The sequence below is a fragment of the Bacillus sp. Bwzl_19 genome (genome assembly GCF_054900515.1).
The window spans coordinates 711,676-725,849 of the sequence record NZ_CM142729.1; the positions used below are offsets into that span (position 1 = coordinate 711,676).

General features: G+C 47.3%; 12 protein-coding genes. 10 read left to right on the plus strand and 2 right to left on the minus strand.

The genetic code is table 11. The annotated features are described in order from the left end of the window. The first annotated feature begins 208 nt into the window (after positions 1 to 208). The 3 genes from ACW5MY_RS03805 (at position 209) to ACW5MY_RS03815 (ending at position 1,453) form a co-directional block, all read left to right on the plus strand. Entirely contained in the window at positions 209 to 385 is a 177-nt protein-coding gene (locus ACW5MY_RS03805; protein WP_013351321.1) for a YezD family protein, read from the plus strand. A gap of 29 nt (positions 386 to 414) precedes the next feature. After that, positions 415 to 717, plus strand: a complete 303-nt coding sequence (gene ribR, locus ACW5MY_RS03810; RefSeq protein ID WP_013351322.1) for an FMN riboswitch-binding regulator RibR — start codon at positions 415 to 417, stop codon at positions 715 to 717. 91 nt (positions 718 to 808) lie between these two features. Beyond that, positions 809 to 1,453 carry a Bax inhibitor-1/YccA family protein gene (locus ACW5MY_RS03815; protein WP_013351323.1) on the plus strand — a complete coding sequence of 215 codons (645 nt, stop codon included), beginning with the start codon at positions 809 to 811 and terminating at the stop codon, positions 1,451 to 1,453. A 37-nt stretch (positions 1,454 to 1,490) separates the two neighbouring features. Here the strand turns inward: ACW5MY_RS03815 and ACW5MY_RS03820 are convergent, their stop codons facing one another. Continuing rightward, positions 1,491 to 2,003 (minus strand): MarR family winged helix-turn-helix transcriptional regulator, encoded by a 513-nt coding sequence (locus ACW5MY_RS03820; protein ID WP_013351324.1) that lies wholly within the window; start codon positions 2,001 to 2,003, stop codon positions 1,491 to 1,493. A gap of 145 nt (positions 2,004 to 2,148) precedes the next feature. On the opposite strand from ACW5MY_RS03820, the gene ACW5MY_RS03825 reads away from it, so the two are divergent. Further along, entirely contained in the window at positions 2,149 to 3,270 is a 1,122-nt protein-coding gene (locus ACW5MY_RS03825; RefSeq protein WP_289394205.1) for an FAD-dependent oxidoreductase, read from the plus strand. A 36-nt stretch (positions 3,271 to 3,306) separates the two neighbouring features. On the opposite strand, the gene ACW5MY_RS03830 is transcribed toward ACW5MY_RS03825, so the two are convergent. Then, a complete protein-coding gene (locus tag ACW5MY_RS03830; protein ID WP_013351326.1) occupies positions 3,307 to 4,377 on the minus strand; it encodes a DUF3900 domain-containing protein in 1,071 nt (356 codons plus the stop codon). Between the two features lie 164 nt (positions 4,378 to 4,541). On the opposite strand from ACW5MY_RS03830, the gene ACW5MY_RS03835 reads away from it, so the two are divergent. The 6 genes from ACW5MY_RS03835 to ACW5MY_RS03860 all read left to right on the plus strand — a co-directional run bounded on the left by ACW5MY_RS03835 (position 4,542) and on the right by ACW5MY_RS03860 (position 14,170). Beyond that, positions 4,542 to 7,727, plus strand: a complete 3,186-nt coding sequence (locus ACW5MY_RS03835) for a bifunctional cytochrome P450/NADPH--P450 reductase (RefSeq protein ID WP_013351327.1) — start codon at positions 4,542 to 4,544, stop codon at positions 7,725 to 7,727. A gap of 429 nt (positions 7,728 to 8,156) precedes the next feature. Next, positions 8,157 to 10,085: an LTA synthase family protein gene (locus ACW5MY_RS03840; protein WP_013351328.1), complete on the plus strand. Its 1,929-nt coding sequence runs from the start codon at positions 8,157 to 8,159 to the stop codon at positions 10,083 to 10,085. Positions 10,086 to 10,305: 220 nt separating this feature from the next. Continuing rightward, the gene (gene rfbF / locus ACW5MY_RS03845) at positions 10,306 to 11,070 is read left to right on the plus strand and encodes a glucose-1-phosphate cytidylyltransferase (protein WP_013351329.1); all 765 of its coding nucleotides are present in this window, start codon (positions 10,306 to 10,308) and stop codon (positions 11,068 to 11,070) included. 6 nt (positions 11,071 to 11,076) lie between these two features. Beyond that, the gene (locus tag ACW5MY_RS03850) at positions 11,077 to 12,045 is read left to right on the plus strand and encodes a GDP-mannose 4,6-dehydratase (RefSeq protein ID WP_013351330.1); all 969 of its coding nucleotides are present in this window, start codon (positions 11,077 to 11,079) and stop codon (positions 12,043 to 12,045) included. Between the two features lie 24 nt (positions 12,046 to 12,069). Continuing rightward, positions 12,070 to 12,981, plus strand: coding sequence for a putative nucleotide-diphospho-sugar transferase (locus tag ACW5MY_RS03855; RefSeq protein ID WP_013351331.1), 912 nt, complete (start codon positions 12,070 to 12,072; stop codon positions 12,979 to 12,981). Between the two features lie 28 nt (positions 12,982 to 13,009). Next, positions 13,010 to 14,170 carry a glycosyltransferase gene (locus tag ACW5MY_RS03860; protein WP_462061668.1) on the plus strand — a complete coding sequence of 387 codons (1,161 nt, stop codon included), beginning with the start codon at positions 13,010 to 13,012 and terminating at the stop codon, positions 14,168 to 14,170. The last annotated feature ends 4 nt before the right edge of the window (positions 14,171 to 14,174 follow it).

The window sequence follows — 14,174 nt, forward strand, 5'->3', positions numbered from 1 at the left end:
ATCGTACACAAACGAAAGCTGGCCGCCAGTCAACTGATTTTCTTTTTTAAGCAGGAAAAGAGTGGAGAAATCAAATCCAAAAATTGTGTAAATGTTATTGATTTCTGAAAGAAAACATAATAGTATAAGTGTATATTTCTTATCAGAATAGTATGAATTAAAAAGCCATTGTCAAAAGACGAACGGGCAGACATAAAGGGGGAGCATGATGACGTCCAAAGGAAGCGTAGATCCGCATGTGATTGAAAAGATTATCAGTGCGCTGGAAACGATCGATTTCGGGACTGTTCAGATTACGGTTCATAATTCCCAAGTAACACAAATTGATAAGGTGGAGAAATACCGCTTTTCCCTGAAGAGCAAAGAAGCTAAACAGCAATCTTAAAAAACAGCCGATGACAGGAGGCGGTACATATGAAGCATTCAACTGTCCCTTTCCGGGAGAGCCGGTATCTGCACTTGCCTGAAGTGCGCTTTCTGCATTGGTGCACGAAGCAATACGGCATTAACAAAGGAGTGCTGAACACAATTGACGGCTGGTTTTATGATGCGGGCATCATTCCCATTCCCGTCAGGCGTCTTTATGTGCTGGCGTTTCTCGATTTTGCGAAAACGCCGGGACAGAAGGGGAATATCCGATTCGGGCACGGGGGATTGACGAAAAAACTGCATGATTTCATGGATATGCAGGAGTGCGCAGCAAAACGCCAGGCTTGAATATCCTTAAAATCTTCTTAAAATCATGCAAATTTCTCCCATTTTATTTATAATAGACCTATCACGATCATTTTTTGGGAGGACTTTTGACATGCAAACTGCTGCTTATGAGAGCAAACAATCTATTATGCAGCGCATTATAACGGTATTTGTGTTTACGCTGTTAGTTGCGACAATCGGCCTGTATACCGGCCAGTTCATTCCGCCGGCATTGATGCTTCCGCTGTCGGTCTTAGAGGTTATCATGATCTTCGCCGCGTTTTGGCTGCGCCGTAAAAAAGCCGTCGGATATGCGTTTGTCTTTACATTCGCTTTCATTTCAGGAATGACGCTGTTTCCGATTATCAGCCATTATGCGTCCGCAGCGGGCGCCTATGTCGTATTGGAGGCATTCGGCTCTTCATTTGTGATTTTTGCGGTGCTCGGCACGATCGGCGCTAAGACGAAAAAGGACTTGTCGTTTTTATGGTCCTTCTTGCTTGTCGCTGTTATCGCGCTTCTCGCGGTGGGGATCTTTAATATTTTCAGCCCGCTGAATTCCGCCGCCATGATGGCGTATTCCGTCATCGGCACGATTGTGTTTTCAATGTACATCTTATACGATCTGAACCAGATCAAACACCGGGACATCACGGCGGATTTGATTCCTTTGATGGCATTGACGCTTTATATCGACTTTATCAACCTGTTTATCAACCTGCTCCGGTTTTTCGGAATTTTAAACAGTGATGATTAATCGCACGGAAAAGGCGCCCTCTAAAAGGGGCGCCTTTTTATGTTCTGCCGCCGGAAAACAGCAGAAGCTTATCAAATAGAACTTCAAGCATTTTTGTCAATTCCGCTTTTTCTTCTGCGGTGAAGCTTTCCATGGCACCTGAAATTTTGGAGAAATGACCGGGAAGAAACCGCATCAGCTTTTCTTTTCCTTCCTCGGTCAGGTCGATGCTGATTTTTCGTCTGTCGCCGGTATGCCGCCTGCGGTTCACAAAGCCGTCCCGGGCAAGTCCGTCGATCAATCCAGTAATGGTCGCTTTGGTGACATTGGATTCTTTCGCCAGCTCCGTCGGACTCAGGCTGTGGCCGGGCGCGTCAAACAGAAACATCAAAATTTTGAATTTGCCTTCGGACAGTCCATGACTTGAGAAATAATGCTCCATGACCTGATTCATTTTTTTCGACATATCTAATAACGTCAAAAATGTTTTCAATGATTCAGCATCCATATCGGCGTAAATCTCAGCGTGTCCGGCAATCTGCGAGTAATCCGGCAAATGTCTCAACTCCATTTTTGTAAGCCTCCGTACCATTTTAGTGATTCAAAGTATAAGCCTGCCGGATTCAAAAGGCAACCTATAAAGATTGACAGTTTTTCAGCCAATATAGTAATGTGGCTAATAGTTAATAGATAATAAATAAGAAGGCGGTATCGTAATGAACCATGAAGTGAAAAAGATCATCATAGCGGGCGGTGGGATCGGCGGCCTGTGTGCAGCGATTTCTCTCGGGAGAGCGGGGTTTGAAGTGACCCTTTGCGAGGCGGCTTCTGAAATGCGTAAAAGCGGAGCGGGCATTCTCCAGCCTCAAAATGCGCTCGGGGTGCTGCGTGAAATCGGTGTGTATGAAGAATGCTGCCAAAACGGTTTTCAAACGGAATGGCTGAAGCAGCATGATGAAAACGGGTCGTTATTGTTTAAAGTGAGAGAGGCGTTTTTAGATGATTCATTGCCGGGGAGGAATAATATATTGCGGCAAACGTTAAATGATATCCTCAGAAAGCATGCTGAAGCGGCGGGGGCCACGATTTTGCTGGGGAAAAAAGTCGTGTCTTACGAAGAAACGGCGGATGAAATAACGGTGCATTTCGCAGACGGAACCGTGATGACGGCGGACATTCTCGCCGGCTTTGACGGCATCCGCTCTGTTGTCCGTGATCAAATGCTGCAAAGAGAAGTGAAAACGGAGTATCTCGGCATGGGAGCGCACAGATTTTTCATCTCTTTTCCCGAGCGGGTTTTTCATGATTCGACACTGATGTATAAAAAGGGGCAGACGCAGGTCGGTGTCGTGCCGCTGTCCGAAAAAACAGGATACGTATTTATCATCCGGCCGTATGACGCTGACTGTACGGATGACGAGGATACACGTTTTGAACGGGTGAAAGACCTGCTGCACGGATTTCCGGGAGTGAAGTTTGTGACAGGGAATATGTCAAAGGAATATCCTGTTTTGTTTCATAAAATTGAGCAGATGGCGGTCAAAGAACCGTGGCACAGAGGCCGCGTCGTTCTGGGCGGGGATGCCGTTCATGCAGGAGCGCCGACATTGGCGCAGGGAGCGGCGATGGCGATTGAAGACGCGATCGTTCTTAGTGAAGAACTGCAAAATGATGAAAACCATGAAACTGCATTTCAAGCATACTTCGAAAGACGGGCGGAGCGGGCTTTACAGATACAGAATCTGTCATCTGAAATCGTCCGCCGCGAGATAAAGGGAACACCCGGTGTCCAAGACATCATCGGTGAATGCCATCGGCTGCTCAAAGAGCCTTATTAAATAAAGAAAGTCCAGAACATGGCGTCTGGACTTTTGTCAGTCTTGTTCAGATTTATTCCGGATCCGCTCAATCACCTCATGCAGCCCCTCAGGCTTGTGAAACTCCACCGGTGAACTGCCTTTTTCAAACGAAATCGTTTCTGCTTCAATGAGCGCGACATAGCGTCCGTTCACTTTCGCGAGATGGATGGATTCGCCGAAATCGGCCAGCAGTCCTTTAATCTCTGTTTCTCCGACTTTCATTTTCAGCTCGGCCTCAGGCGTATGCTCAATGATCTGCGCGGATGCCTCGATGACTTGATGGGTGTCGAGGCGCTCCTGAATTTCCCGCTTTTCACTCGCTTCCCAAATTTCGATGTCGTGCTCAAACTGCTGAAGCTCTTCACTGTTTTCTTCAAAGGTTTCATACACGTGTTCCTGCACCATGTTTATGACTTGGTTTTTCATGATTTCCGGCATCGATTCGCCGTATTCGACAAATTTGAGAAAATCCTCGAAATAACGGGCGTGCGAGGCCTGATGGATTTTCAGCTCGTGCTCTTCGGTCATGCCTTCTTCCGGCATATAAGGATATTGAATGCTTTTCATATTCTTTGTCGTGATGGCCATTTCGACTTTTTTAATGAGAGACGCGGCGTCTGAGATGCGGGCGACCTTCGGCTCGAAATCGCATTTCATCATAAAGACGAATTTGTCCTCAAAATATTTGCGGGGCACGGCCGATGCCACAATGAAAACACCGCCGCGAACGGCGCTTGTATCGAGGTACGTGCGGACGAACTGCTCACTTGCTTCTATAAATGCTTCCTTCGTATCCGCAAGCCGGGCGCGGTTGAAAAGGTTGTAATTCGGATTTGAATCAAGCTCATGACCCGGCTCCGTGATAAAATGGCCGATTTTTGTGGGGACCTGCTCTGATTGCGGGTGCCGTTCGGCTTTCCGTTTGACGATTTTCTTCAATTCCCCGTCAAGAAAATCCTTCAGCTCGCTTTCTTCAAATTCTTCCGTATCAAGCGTCTGGAAATGTTTGAACTGTTTGTTTGCCTGATCGTCTTTTCCTTCCACTTGAATGACATAAAACGATAAAAACTTGATTTCAAAATCCATATGTGAACTCACCTTATTTCTGTATTTGACAAGCCTCTCCAGTATAGAAAAAACCGTAATCGATCGTCAATCAGAGGATTGATCCGTCCTGGCGGATAATCGGCCGGTGAAAAGGGCACTGTAGTTGGAAGGAACGCATCAACGTTTAAGAAAGGGTGTTGTAAATGAAGGAAACAAGTCCGATTCCGAAGCCGAAGACGTTCGGGCCGCTCGGCAATCTCCCTTTGCTTGATAAAGACAAGCCCACAATGTCGCTTATCAAACTGGCCAAAGAGCAGGGGCCCATTTTTCAGCTGCATACACCGGCGGGCACCATTATCGTCGTGTCCGGCCATGAACTGGTGAAAGAGGTTTGTGACGAAGAGCGGTTTGATAAAAGTATTGAAGGGGCTTTGGAAAAAGTCCGCGCGTTTTCCGGTGACGGGCTGTTTACAAGCTGGACGCACGAGCCTAACTGGCGAAAGGCGCACAATATTCTGATGCCGACCTTCAGCAAGCGCGCGATGAAAGATTATCATTCGATGATGACTGATATCGCGGTGCAGCTGATTCAAAAATGGGCAAGGCTGAATCCTGATGAGGCCGTTGATGTGCCTGCTGATATGACCCGGCTGACGCTCGATACGATCGGACTGTGCGGTTTTAACTATCGGTTTAACAGCTATTACAGAGAAACGCCTCATCCGTTTATTAACAGCATGGTGCGCGCACTTGATGAAGCGATGCACCAAATGCAGCGTCTTGATGTTCAGGATAAGCTCATGATCAGGACGAAGCGCCAATTTCATCATGATATTCAGGCGATGTTTTCGTTGGTAGACAGTATTATCGCAGAGCGCAGGTCAGACGGCGGCCGGGATGAAAAAGATCTGCTGGCCAGGATGCTGAATGTTGAAGACCCGGAAACAGGTGAAAAACTTGATGATGAAAATATCCGCTTTCAAATCATCACGTTTTTAATTGCCGGCCATGAAACGACAAGCGGCCTGCTTTCCTTTGCCATCTACTTTCTGCTGAAGCATCCCCGCGTTTTGGAAAAAGCTTATGAGGAAGCTGATCGGGTATTGACCGATCCCGTTCCTTCGTATAAACAAGTGCTGGAGCTTACCTATATCCGGATGATTTTGCAGGAGTCATTGCGCTTATGGCCGACCGCGCCTGCGTTCAGTCTTTATGCGAAAGAGGATACGGTGATCGGCGGGAAATATCCGATCACGACAAAAGACAGAATTTCCGTCTTAATTCCTCAGCTTCATCGTGATAAAGACGCGTGGGGAGACAATGCGGAGGAATTTTATCCGGAGCGGTTTGAACATCCTGATCAAGTGCCCCACCATGCGTACAAGCCGTTCGGAAACGGTCAGCGGGCGTGTATCGGCATGCAGTTCGCGCTGCATGAAGCGACTCTTGTACTGGGGATGATTCTTCAGCATTTTACCTTTACAGACCATACCGATTATGAGCTGGATATTAAACAGACGTTAACGCTCAAGCCCAACGACTTTCATATCCGGGTGCGGCCGCGGAGCAAAGAAGCCGTTCCGGCGGCTTTCACGGCGGCTGAAAAAGCGGCGGAAGACGTAACAAAAGAAAAACAGGAGACAAAAGGCGCTTCCATTATCGGGCTTGACAACCGACCGCTTCTGATTCTGTACGGCTCAGATACGGGAACCGCAGAAGGCGTTGCGTGGGAGCTTGCCGATACTGCCGGGATGCACGGCGTCCGGACTGAAACGGCACCTTTGAATGACCGGATCGGAAAATTGCCGAAAGAAGGAGCTCTCTTGATCATTACGTCCTCTTATAACGGAAAGCCTCCGAGTAACGCCGGACAATTCGTTCAATGGCTTGAAGAAGTCAAACAAGGGGAATTGGAAGGCGTCCGATATGCCGTCTTCGGCTGCGGTGATCATAACTGGGCGGCGACATATCAGGCCGTTCCGAGACTTATTGATGAAAAGCTTGCTGAAAAAGGGGCGGAACGCTTTTCCTCACGAGGTGAAGGTGATGTCAGCGGCGATTTTGAAGGAAAGCTTGATGAATGGAAAAAAAGTATGTGGAAGGACGCCATGAAAGCGTTCGGTCTCAAGCTGAATGAAAATGCCGAAAAAGAGCGGAGTACGCTGGGCCTTCAATTTGTGAGCGGGCTTGGCGGCTCTCCCTTGGCTCAGACGTATGAAGCGGTTTACGCATCCGTTGCGGAAAACAGGGAGCTCCAAGCGCCGGAAAGCGATAGAAGCACAAGGCATATTGAAATCATTCTGCCGAAGGAGGCTGCTTACAATGAAGGGGATCATCTCGGCGTTCTGCCTGTAAACAGCAAAGAGCAGGTCAGCCGTGTTCTCCGCCGGTACAATCTGAACGGCAACGACCAAGTGCTGCTGACGGCCAGCGGACAGAGCGCGGCTCATCTCCCGCTCGATCGGCCGGTCAGGCTGCACGATCTTCTGAGCAGCTGCGTCGAATTGCAGGAAGCGGCATCAAGAGCTCAAATCCGTGAAATGGCCGCTTATACTGTCTGCCCGCCGCACAAACATGAATTGGAAGGTCTTCTTGAGGAGGGTGTCTATCAGGAGCAAATCCTGACATTGCGCGTCTCAATGCTCGATCTCCTTGAAAAATATGAAGCGTGTGAGCTTCCGTTTGAACGATTTTTGGAGCTTTTGCGTCCGCTGAAACCGCGTTATTATTCGATTTCAAGCTCGCCGCTGAAACATCCCGGGCAGGCTTCAATTACCGTCGGCGTCGTTCGCGGCCCCGCCCGCAGCGGTTTGGGGGAGTATCGCGGAGTCGCTTCGAACTATTTGGCGGATCGCAGTCCTGACGATGGTATCGTGATGTTTGTCCGCACGCCGGAAACAAAATTCCGGCTTCCGGAAGATCCGGAAAAACCGATTATTATGGTCGGTCCGGGCACAGGAGTCGCCCCGTTCCGCGGATTTTTGCAGGCGCGGGCGGCATTAAAAGGAGAAGGAAAAGAGCTGGGGGAGGCCCATCTCTACTTCGGATGCAGAAACGATTATGATTTTATTTACCGTGACGAGCTTGAAGCTTATGAAAAAGACGGAATCGTGACGCTTCATACGGCTTTCTCCCGCAAAGAAGGCGTACCGAAAACGTATGTGCAGCACTTAATGGCGGAAGATGCCGAAACTTTAATTTCGATCCTTGACAGGGGAGGGCATCTATACGTATGCGGCGACGGAAGCAAGATGGCGCCTGATGTAGAGGAAACGCTGCAAAAAGCATATCAGTCGGCTCACGGAACAGATGAACGGCAAGCACAAGAGTGGCTTTTGGATCTCCAGACAAAAGGCATTTATGCAAAAGATGTCTGGGCGGGAATTTAAAAATTACGCATATGGGGACTGGATCACTCCAGTCCTTTTTTTGCATCAGCCGAAAAAAACCTTCAAGTTTTTCAAACCCTTTGCATACAATAACTTCAGCCCGCCTGGTGGGCGGCTGTCTTTGATATTCATTTTTCGTTTTTACAAGTTTGTGTTATTCTTATATTTGGTATCTCATATTTTGGAGACCCGGTTTGATACGGTATCCTTTTAATGTCAGAAAAAAATGTGAAACGAAGAACGGATATCCTGCGTCTAATGGCTGGCGGGATAAGATGTTCAATGGGCATGACACGAATGATAAATATATCGTTTTTAAAAATGGTGTGTTTATGGGGCTGTGTGATGCTTTCGTTTTGCTCGGAAAGCAGGAATTGAAGCAAAAAGTAAGAATACAGATTTAAAGTGTTTAGGAAAGTAGAGGTTGCCATGAAGAAATTATTTTCTTACAGACTTAGTTTTTTTGTACTGGCTATTATTTTGTTTTGGGCCAAAACGTATTTAGCCTATCATGCTGAATTCAACCTTGGGGTGAAGGGGCCGACACAGCAGTTTCTGCTTGTGATCAATCCGTTCTCAAGCGCCATTTTCTTTTTAGGACTGGCATTGTTTGCGAAAGGCCGCAAATCAGCGATTATTATGGTGATTATTGATTTCATCATGACGTTTATTTTGTATGCAAATATCCTATTCTATCGATTCTTCGATGATTTCTTGACATTCCCTAACTTAAAGCAATCCGGTAATGTCGGAAATATGGGAGACGGCATCTTCAGCATTATGTCCGGCCATGATATTTTATACTTTGTTGACATTATTATTTTAATCGCACTGCTGGTGTGGAGACGTGAGCTGAAGGAATTCAAGCTGAAAAAACGTTATACGTCATTAATTATCGTTACGGGTATCGTTTTGTTCTTCATTAACTTGGCGATTGCCGAAGAGGACCGCCCGGAGCTGTTGACAAGAACATTCGACCGCAACTACATTGTGAAATACTTAGGCCTTTATAATTACACGATTTATGACGGCGTGCAGACGGCACAGACGGAAACGCAGCGGGCATATGCAAGCAGCGATGACCTGACGAGCGTTGAAAACTACACATCGTCGCATTACGCGAAGCCGGACGCCGAGTATTTCGGCAAGGCTAAAGGCAAAAACATCATTAAGATTCACTTGGAGAGTTTCCAATCGTTTTTGATCAATTACAAACTTGACGGTAAAGAAGTCACGCCGTTCCTGAATAAACTCGCCCGCGGCGGAGAAGACATGACGTACTTTGATAACTTTTTCCACCAAACAGGCCAAGGTAAAACATCTGACGCAGAGCTGATGATGGATAACAGCCTGTTCGGACTGCCTGAAGGGTCAGCCTTCGTGACAAAAGGAGAAAACACGTATCAATCGCTACCTGCCATCCTTGACCAAAGTGAAGGCTATACAAGCGCCGTTTTACATGGTGACTACAAATCATTCTGGAACCGTGACCAGATTTACAAACATATCGGCTATGACAAATTCTTTGACGCCAGCACATACGATATGTCTGACGACAACCTTGTCAATATGGGACTGAAGGATAAACCATTCTTTAAAGAATCCATTCCGAAGCTTCAATCGCTGAAACAGCCGTTCTATGCGCATTTAATCACGCTGACGAACCATTATCCGTTTACGCTTGATGAAAAAGACGCAACGATCGAAAAAGCGAAAACGGGAGACGCGACTGTGGATGACTATTTCCAGACCGCACGTTATCTCGACGAAGCGCTTGAACAGTTCTTTAAAGACCTGAAATCGTCCGGTTTATATGACAACTCGGTGATTATGATTTACGGAGACCACTACGGAATCTCTGAAAACCATAACCGCGCGATGAAAGAAATTCTCGGCAAAGAAATTACGCCTTATCAAAACGCGCAGAACCAGCGTGTGCCGCTTATGATTCACGTCCCTGGCAAAAAAGGCGGAGTGAACCATACGTACGGCGGTGAAATGGATGTAATGCCGACGATCCTTCACTTAGAAGGCATCGATTCTAAGAAATATATTAATTTCGGTACCGATCTCTTCTCGAAAGACCATGATGACACGGTGACGTTCCGTAACGGAGATTACGTCACGCCGAAATATACTTCTATTTCCAATGTCGTATACGATACGAAGACAGGAAAAGAACTGAAAGGCAATCAGGAAACGAAAAACCTGAAAGCCAGAGTCACAGAGCAGCTGAAGCTGTCTGACAGCGTTATGTACAAAGACCTGCTCAGATTCCACAAAATGAACGACTTTACGCCGGTTGATCCGTCAAAATATCATTACGGCAAAGAAAAGCTCAATCAGGATAATAAATAATAGAAAGAACCTTGCGGAATATCTTCCGTAAGGTTCTTTTTTTTGTGTGTATCTTCACTAATCTGAAAAAAGGGAGAGCTTTTGGTCACAAAGGGCGCCAATCTCTCATATCTTACAGTAGATTTTGAAACCGGTAATAGAGAATCGGACAAATTATCGGGTTGGGTTTCTCTTGTACGGGCGGTTTCGAATCCAATATTCACAGAGAAGAGGGGTAGAGATGAAAGCAGTCATTCTCTGCGGCGGGAAAGGAACGAGAATGAGCGAAATCACCAATGAACGTCCTAAACCGCTCGCCATGATTGGCGGAAAACCGATTCTATGGCATATTATGAAACTCTATCAATACTATGGCGTGAACGAATTTATCCTGCTTCTTGGTTTCAAAGGAGAGATGATTAAGGAATATTTCTTAGATTATGATTGGAAGAATCACAGCATGACGCTGGACAGCTCTACCGGAGAAGTGCGGATATTGGGAAAATCCGAGCCGTGGAAAATTACTTTTTTAGACACGGGGGAACACACGCAGACGGCGGGGCGGCTTTTACAGGCAAAGGACATCATCGGGGATGAAACCTTTCTAATGACGTACGGGGACGGACTGGCCAACATCAACATGTTTCATCTGATCAGCTATCATCAATCAAAAGGGGCTGCGGCAACCGTCACCGGTATTGAGAAGACCTCGCAATTCGGGACGCTGAGAGTCGAAGACGGCATGGCGAAAAGCTTTTCTGAAAAAACCTCAAGCGACGGCATCATCAACGGCGGATTCTTCGTGCTCAGCCCGAAGGTATTCGATTATCTGCCGAAAGACAGGGATGTCATGTTTGAAGAAGAACCGCTGAAGGAGCTGGCGAAGGCCGGCGAATTAGCTGTATACCGGCATTACGGATTCTGGACGGCGATCGATACGTATAAAAACCTGCTGGAAATCAACAAGATGTGGGATCAAGGACAACATGTATGGAAGGTATGGTGATCAGGTTTGAGTTTCTGGAAAAATAAAAATGTGTTTGTGACGGGATGTACAGGTCTTTTAGGAAGCTGCTTGGTGAAGGAACTGATCGATCAGGGGGCCAATGTGACAGGACTTGTCCGTGACACTGTGCCCAAATCAAATCTGTATCAGGGAGAACAAGTGAAGCAAATGAATATCGTGCAGGGCGCGCTTGAAGATCTGGATGTGATTGAGCGGGCGCTTGGCGAATATGAAATTGACACGGTCTTTCATTTAGCCGCTCAGGCGATCGTCGGTGTCGCAAACCGCAATCCGATTTCCACTTTTGAAGCCAATATTCTCGGCACATGGAACATCCTTGAAGCGTGCCGCAGACATCCGCTTATCAAGCGTGTGATCGTCGCTTCCAGTGATAAAGCATACGGCGACCAGCCGACACTGCCGTACGATGAAAACATGCCTCTTCAAGGCAAACATCCGTATGACGTGTCAAAAAGCTGTGCCGATCTGTTAAGCCACACATATTTTAATACGTACGGCCTTCCAGTCTGTATTACGCGCTGCGGCAATTTGTACGGCGGCGGGGATTTGAATTTCAACCGGATCATTCCGCAGACGATTCAGCTCGTGCTGAACGGTGAAGCGCCGGAAATCCGCAGCGACGGCACATTTATCCGTGATTATTTTTATATCGAGGATGCGGTCGAAGCATACCTTTTGCTGGCGGAAAAGATGGAGGAGCTCAATCTTGCGGGAGAAGCGTTCAACTTCAGCAATGAGATTCAGCTGACGGTGCTGGAACTGGTAGAAAAAATTCTTAAGGCCATGGACAGTGATCTGAAGCCGAAGGTGCTCAACCAGGGAAGCCACGAAATCAAGCATCAATATTTATCGGCTGAAAAGGCGAGGAAGCTTCTGAACTGGACACCCGCGCATGCCATTGATGAAGGATTGGAAAAAACGATTGAATGGTATAAAGCCTTTTTTCAAAAGTAACAAAAACAGAGGTGAGATAAAGACGTGACAAGCGCATATTGCACAGTTTTATCAAAAGGAAGGCTATATCAGGCCATCGCTTTATTCGGCTCATTGAAAGAGGTTCAGGCGGACGCCCCCATTTTTACTTTGTGCATGGATCAAGACACCTATGACGTGCTTCAAGCAATGCGGCCGGATAATGTCACCTTGATTCAGGTGTCGGCACTGGAAAATGAGGAGCTCCTTGAACTGAAGCGGACGAGGGATCAGAGCGAATACTGCTGGACGGTGAAGCCGGTATTTCTCGAATTCGTACTGGACGGACATCCGGACTTAGAGCGTGTCACGTACATTGATGCCGATTTGTTTTTCTTCGCTGATCCGCGCCCGATTTTTGAAAATCAGCCGGATTGTTCGGTGCTTCTGTCACGGGGCGATATCGTCATCCCCTCATTTGAAAAACAGGAAATTGACATGCTGCAGCGTCTTTTAGGCCGGTATAATTCCGGTTTTCTCAGCTTCAAAGCCGACCGGGCCGGCACAGATTGTCTCAAGTGGTGGAAAGAACGTTGCCTGGAAGAATGCAAAAATGCGCCGGGGGAAGGAAAATTCGGAGATCAGGGCTATTTGGATTACATGTCTGATCTGTTCCCGAATGTGTGTGACATTGCCACGCCCGGCGTGAATATCGGCCATTGGAATTACGGACGGCATACGTTTTCATGGAAGGACGGGCGCCTTGTGCTCGAAGACGGAAGTCCGCTGATTTTCTATCATTTCAGCGGATATCGGATCGTCACAGCCAACGACATTCGGCAGATTCATGAGACGACCCGGACCGACCTGCCGTTTGTCCATCAGCTTTACCAGGACATTCTGAAGCAGGTGATCGGGACGGTCAGCGCCGTCTGCCCGGAGTTCAGCGGCTTTGCATCTGAGGATGATAACAAATAAATGATCATATACAGGAAGTGAACAAAAAGTGAAGGCAAGCGTCATTGTTCCCGCATATAATTCCAAGGAGAGGCTGTATAACAGCCTGCTCTCCCTGAATGAACAGGAATGCACAGAGCCGTTCGAAGTAATTGTGGCTGACAACGGTTCAGAAGACGGAACCTTATCCATGCTTGAATCATTCAGCGCGAATTTTCCGCTGATTTTTGTGAGAATTAAAGAAAACAGAGGGATCGCTTACGGACGGAATCAGGCGGTTCGCAATGCCAGAGGCGATATTTTGATTTTCCATGACAGTGACATGCTTGCCGAAAAGGATTTGGTGGCTAAGCATATCAAGGCTCATGAGAACCGGGACGATCTTGTCGTTTGCGGTATGTTCTGGAAGCGGCTGTACAGCTTTTATTATGACCGCTTTGGAAAAGAGCATAAGGAAAAGCTAGCCGAACTGTATGAAGATCTGCCGGGAGATAAAGAGCCGCTTCTTGATGAAAGTGCGATCAGAGACGGAAGCTTTCTTGACCAATGCTTTGACTTAGATACCGATTTTATCCGCGCGCTGAAAAGTATTTTGGGAAAATACGGGGACGATTTGAAAGGCTACCGTCTGCCGTGGCGTTTTTTCATTACGAACAATTCATCAGTGAAAAGACAGCACGTGGAAGATCTCGGCCTGTTTGATGAAGGCATTGTCAGATACGGCTTTGAGGATTATGATCTCGGCATCAGGCTTCATCAGTCGGGATTGGCGTTTCAGCTGCGGCGCGATATCATGAGCGTCCATCAGGAGCATCCGAGCAACTGCGCTTCCGTTGATGACATCAGGACGAATATCGCGTACATGTGCGACAAGTACAATGATATTCATTCGCTTGACGTGCACCTCGCATTTAACGGCCCATTTGATGCGGAGTTGACCAACAGCATTATGGCAGACATCGAAAAACTGCTTGATTATGAGAAATATGAAAGCCTGCTGCACATCTTTCTCGAGCTGCTGCACGTGGTTAAAGACCGCAACCTCGACCCGGACTGGAAGACGAAAAGCCCGCGTATCACGGCGAACAGCTTTCATCTGCCGGAGGTCCAAAAGCTTTTGTCAAAAGCGGAAAAAAAGCTGGGCGTCACGCACTTTGCCAGGGCGTTCAAAGCGCTGATTGCTGATTTACTGCATGTGGATCTTAAATAAACTG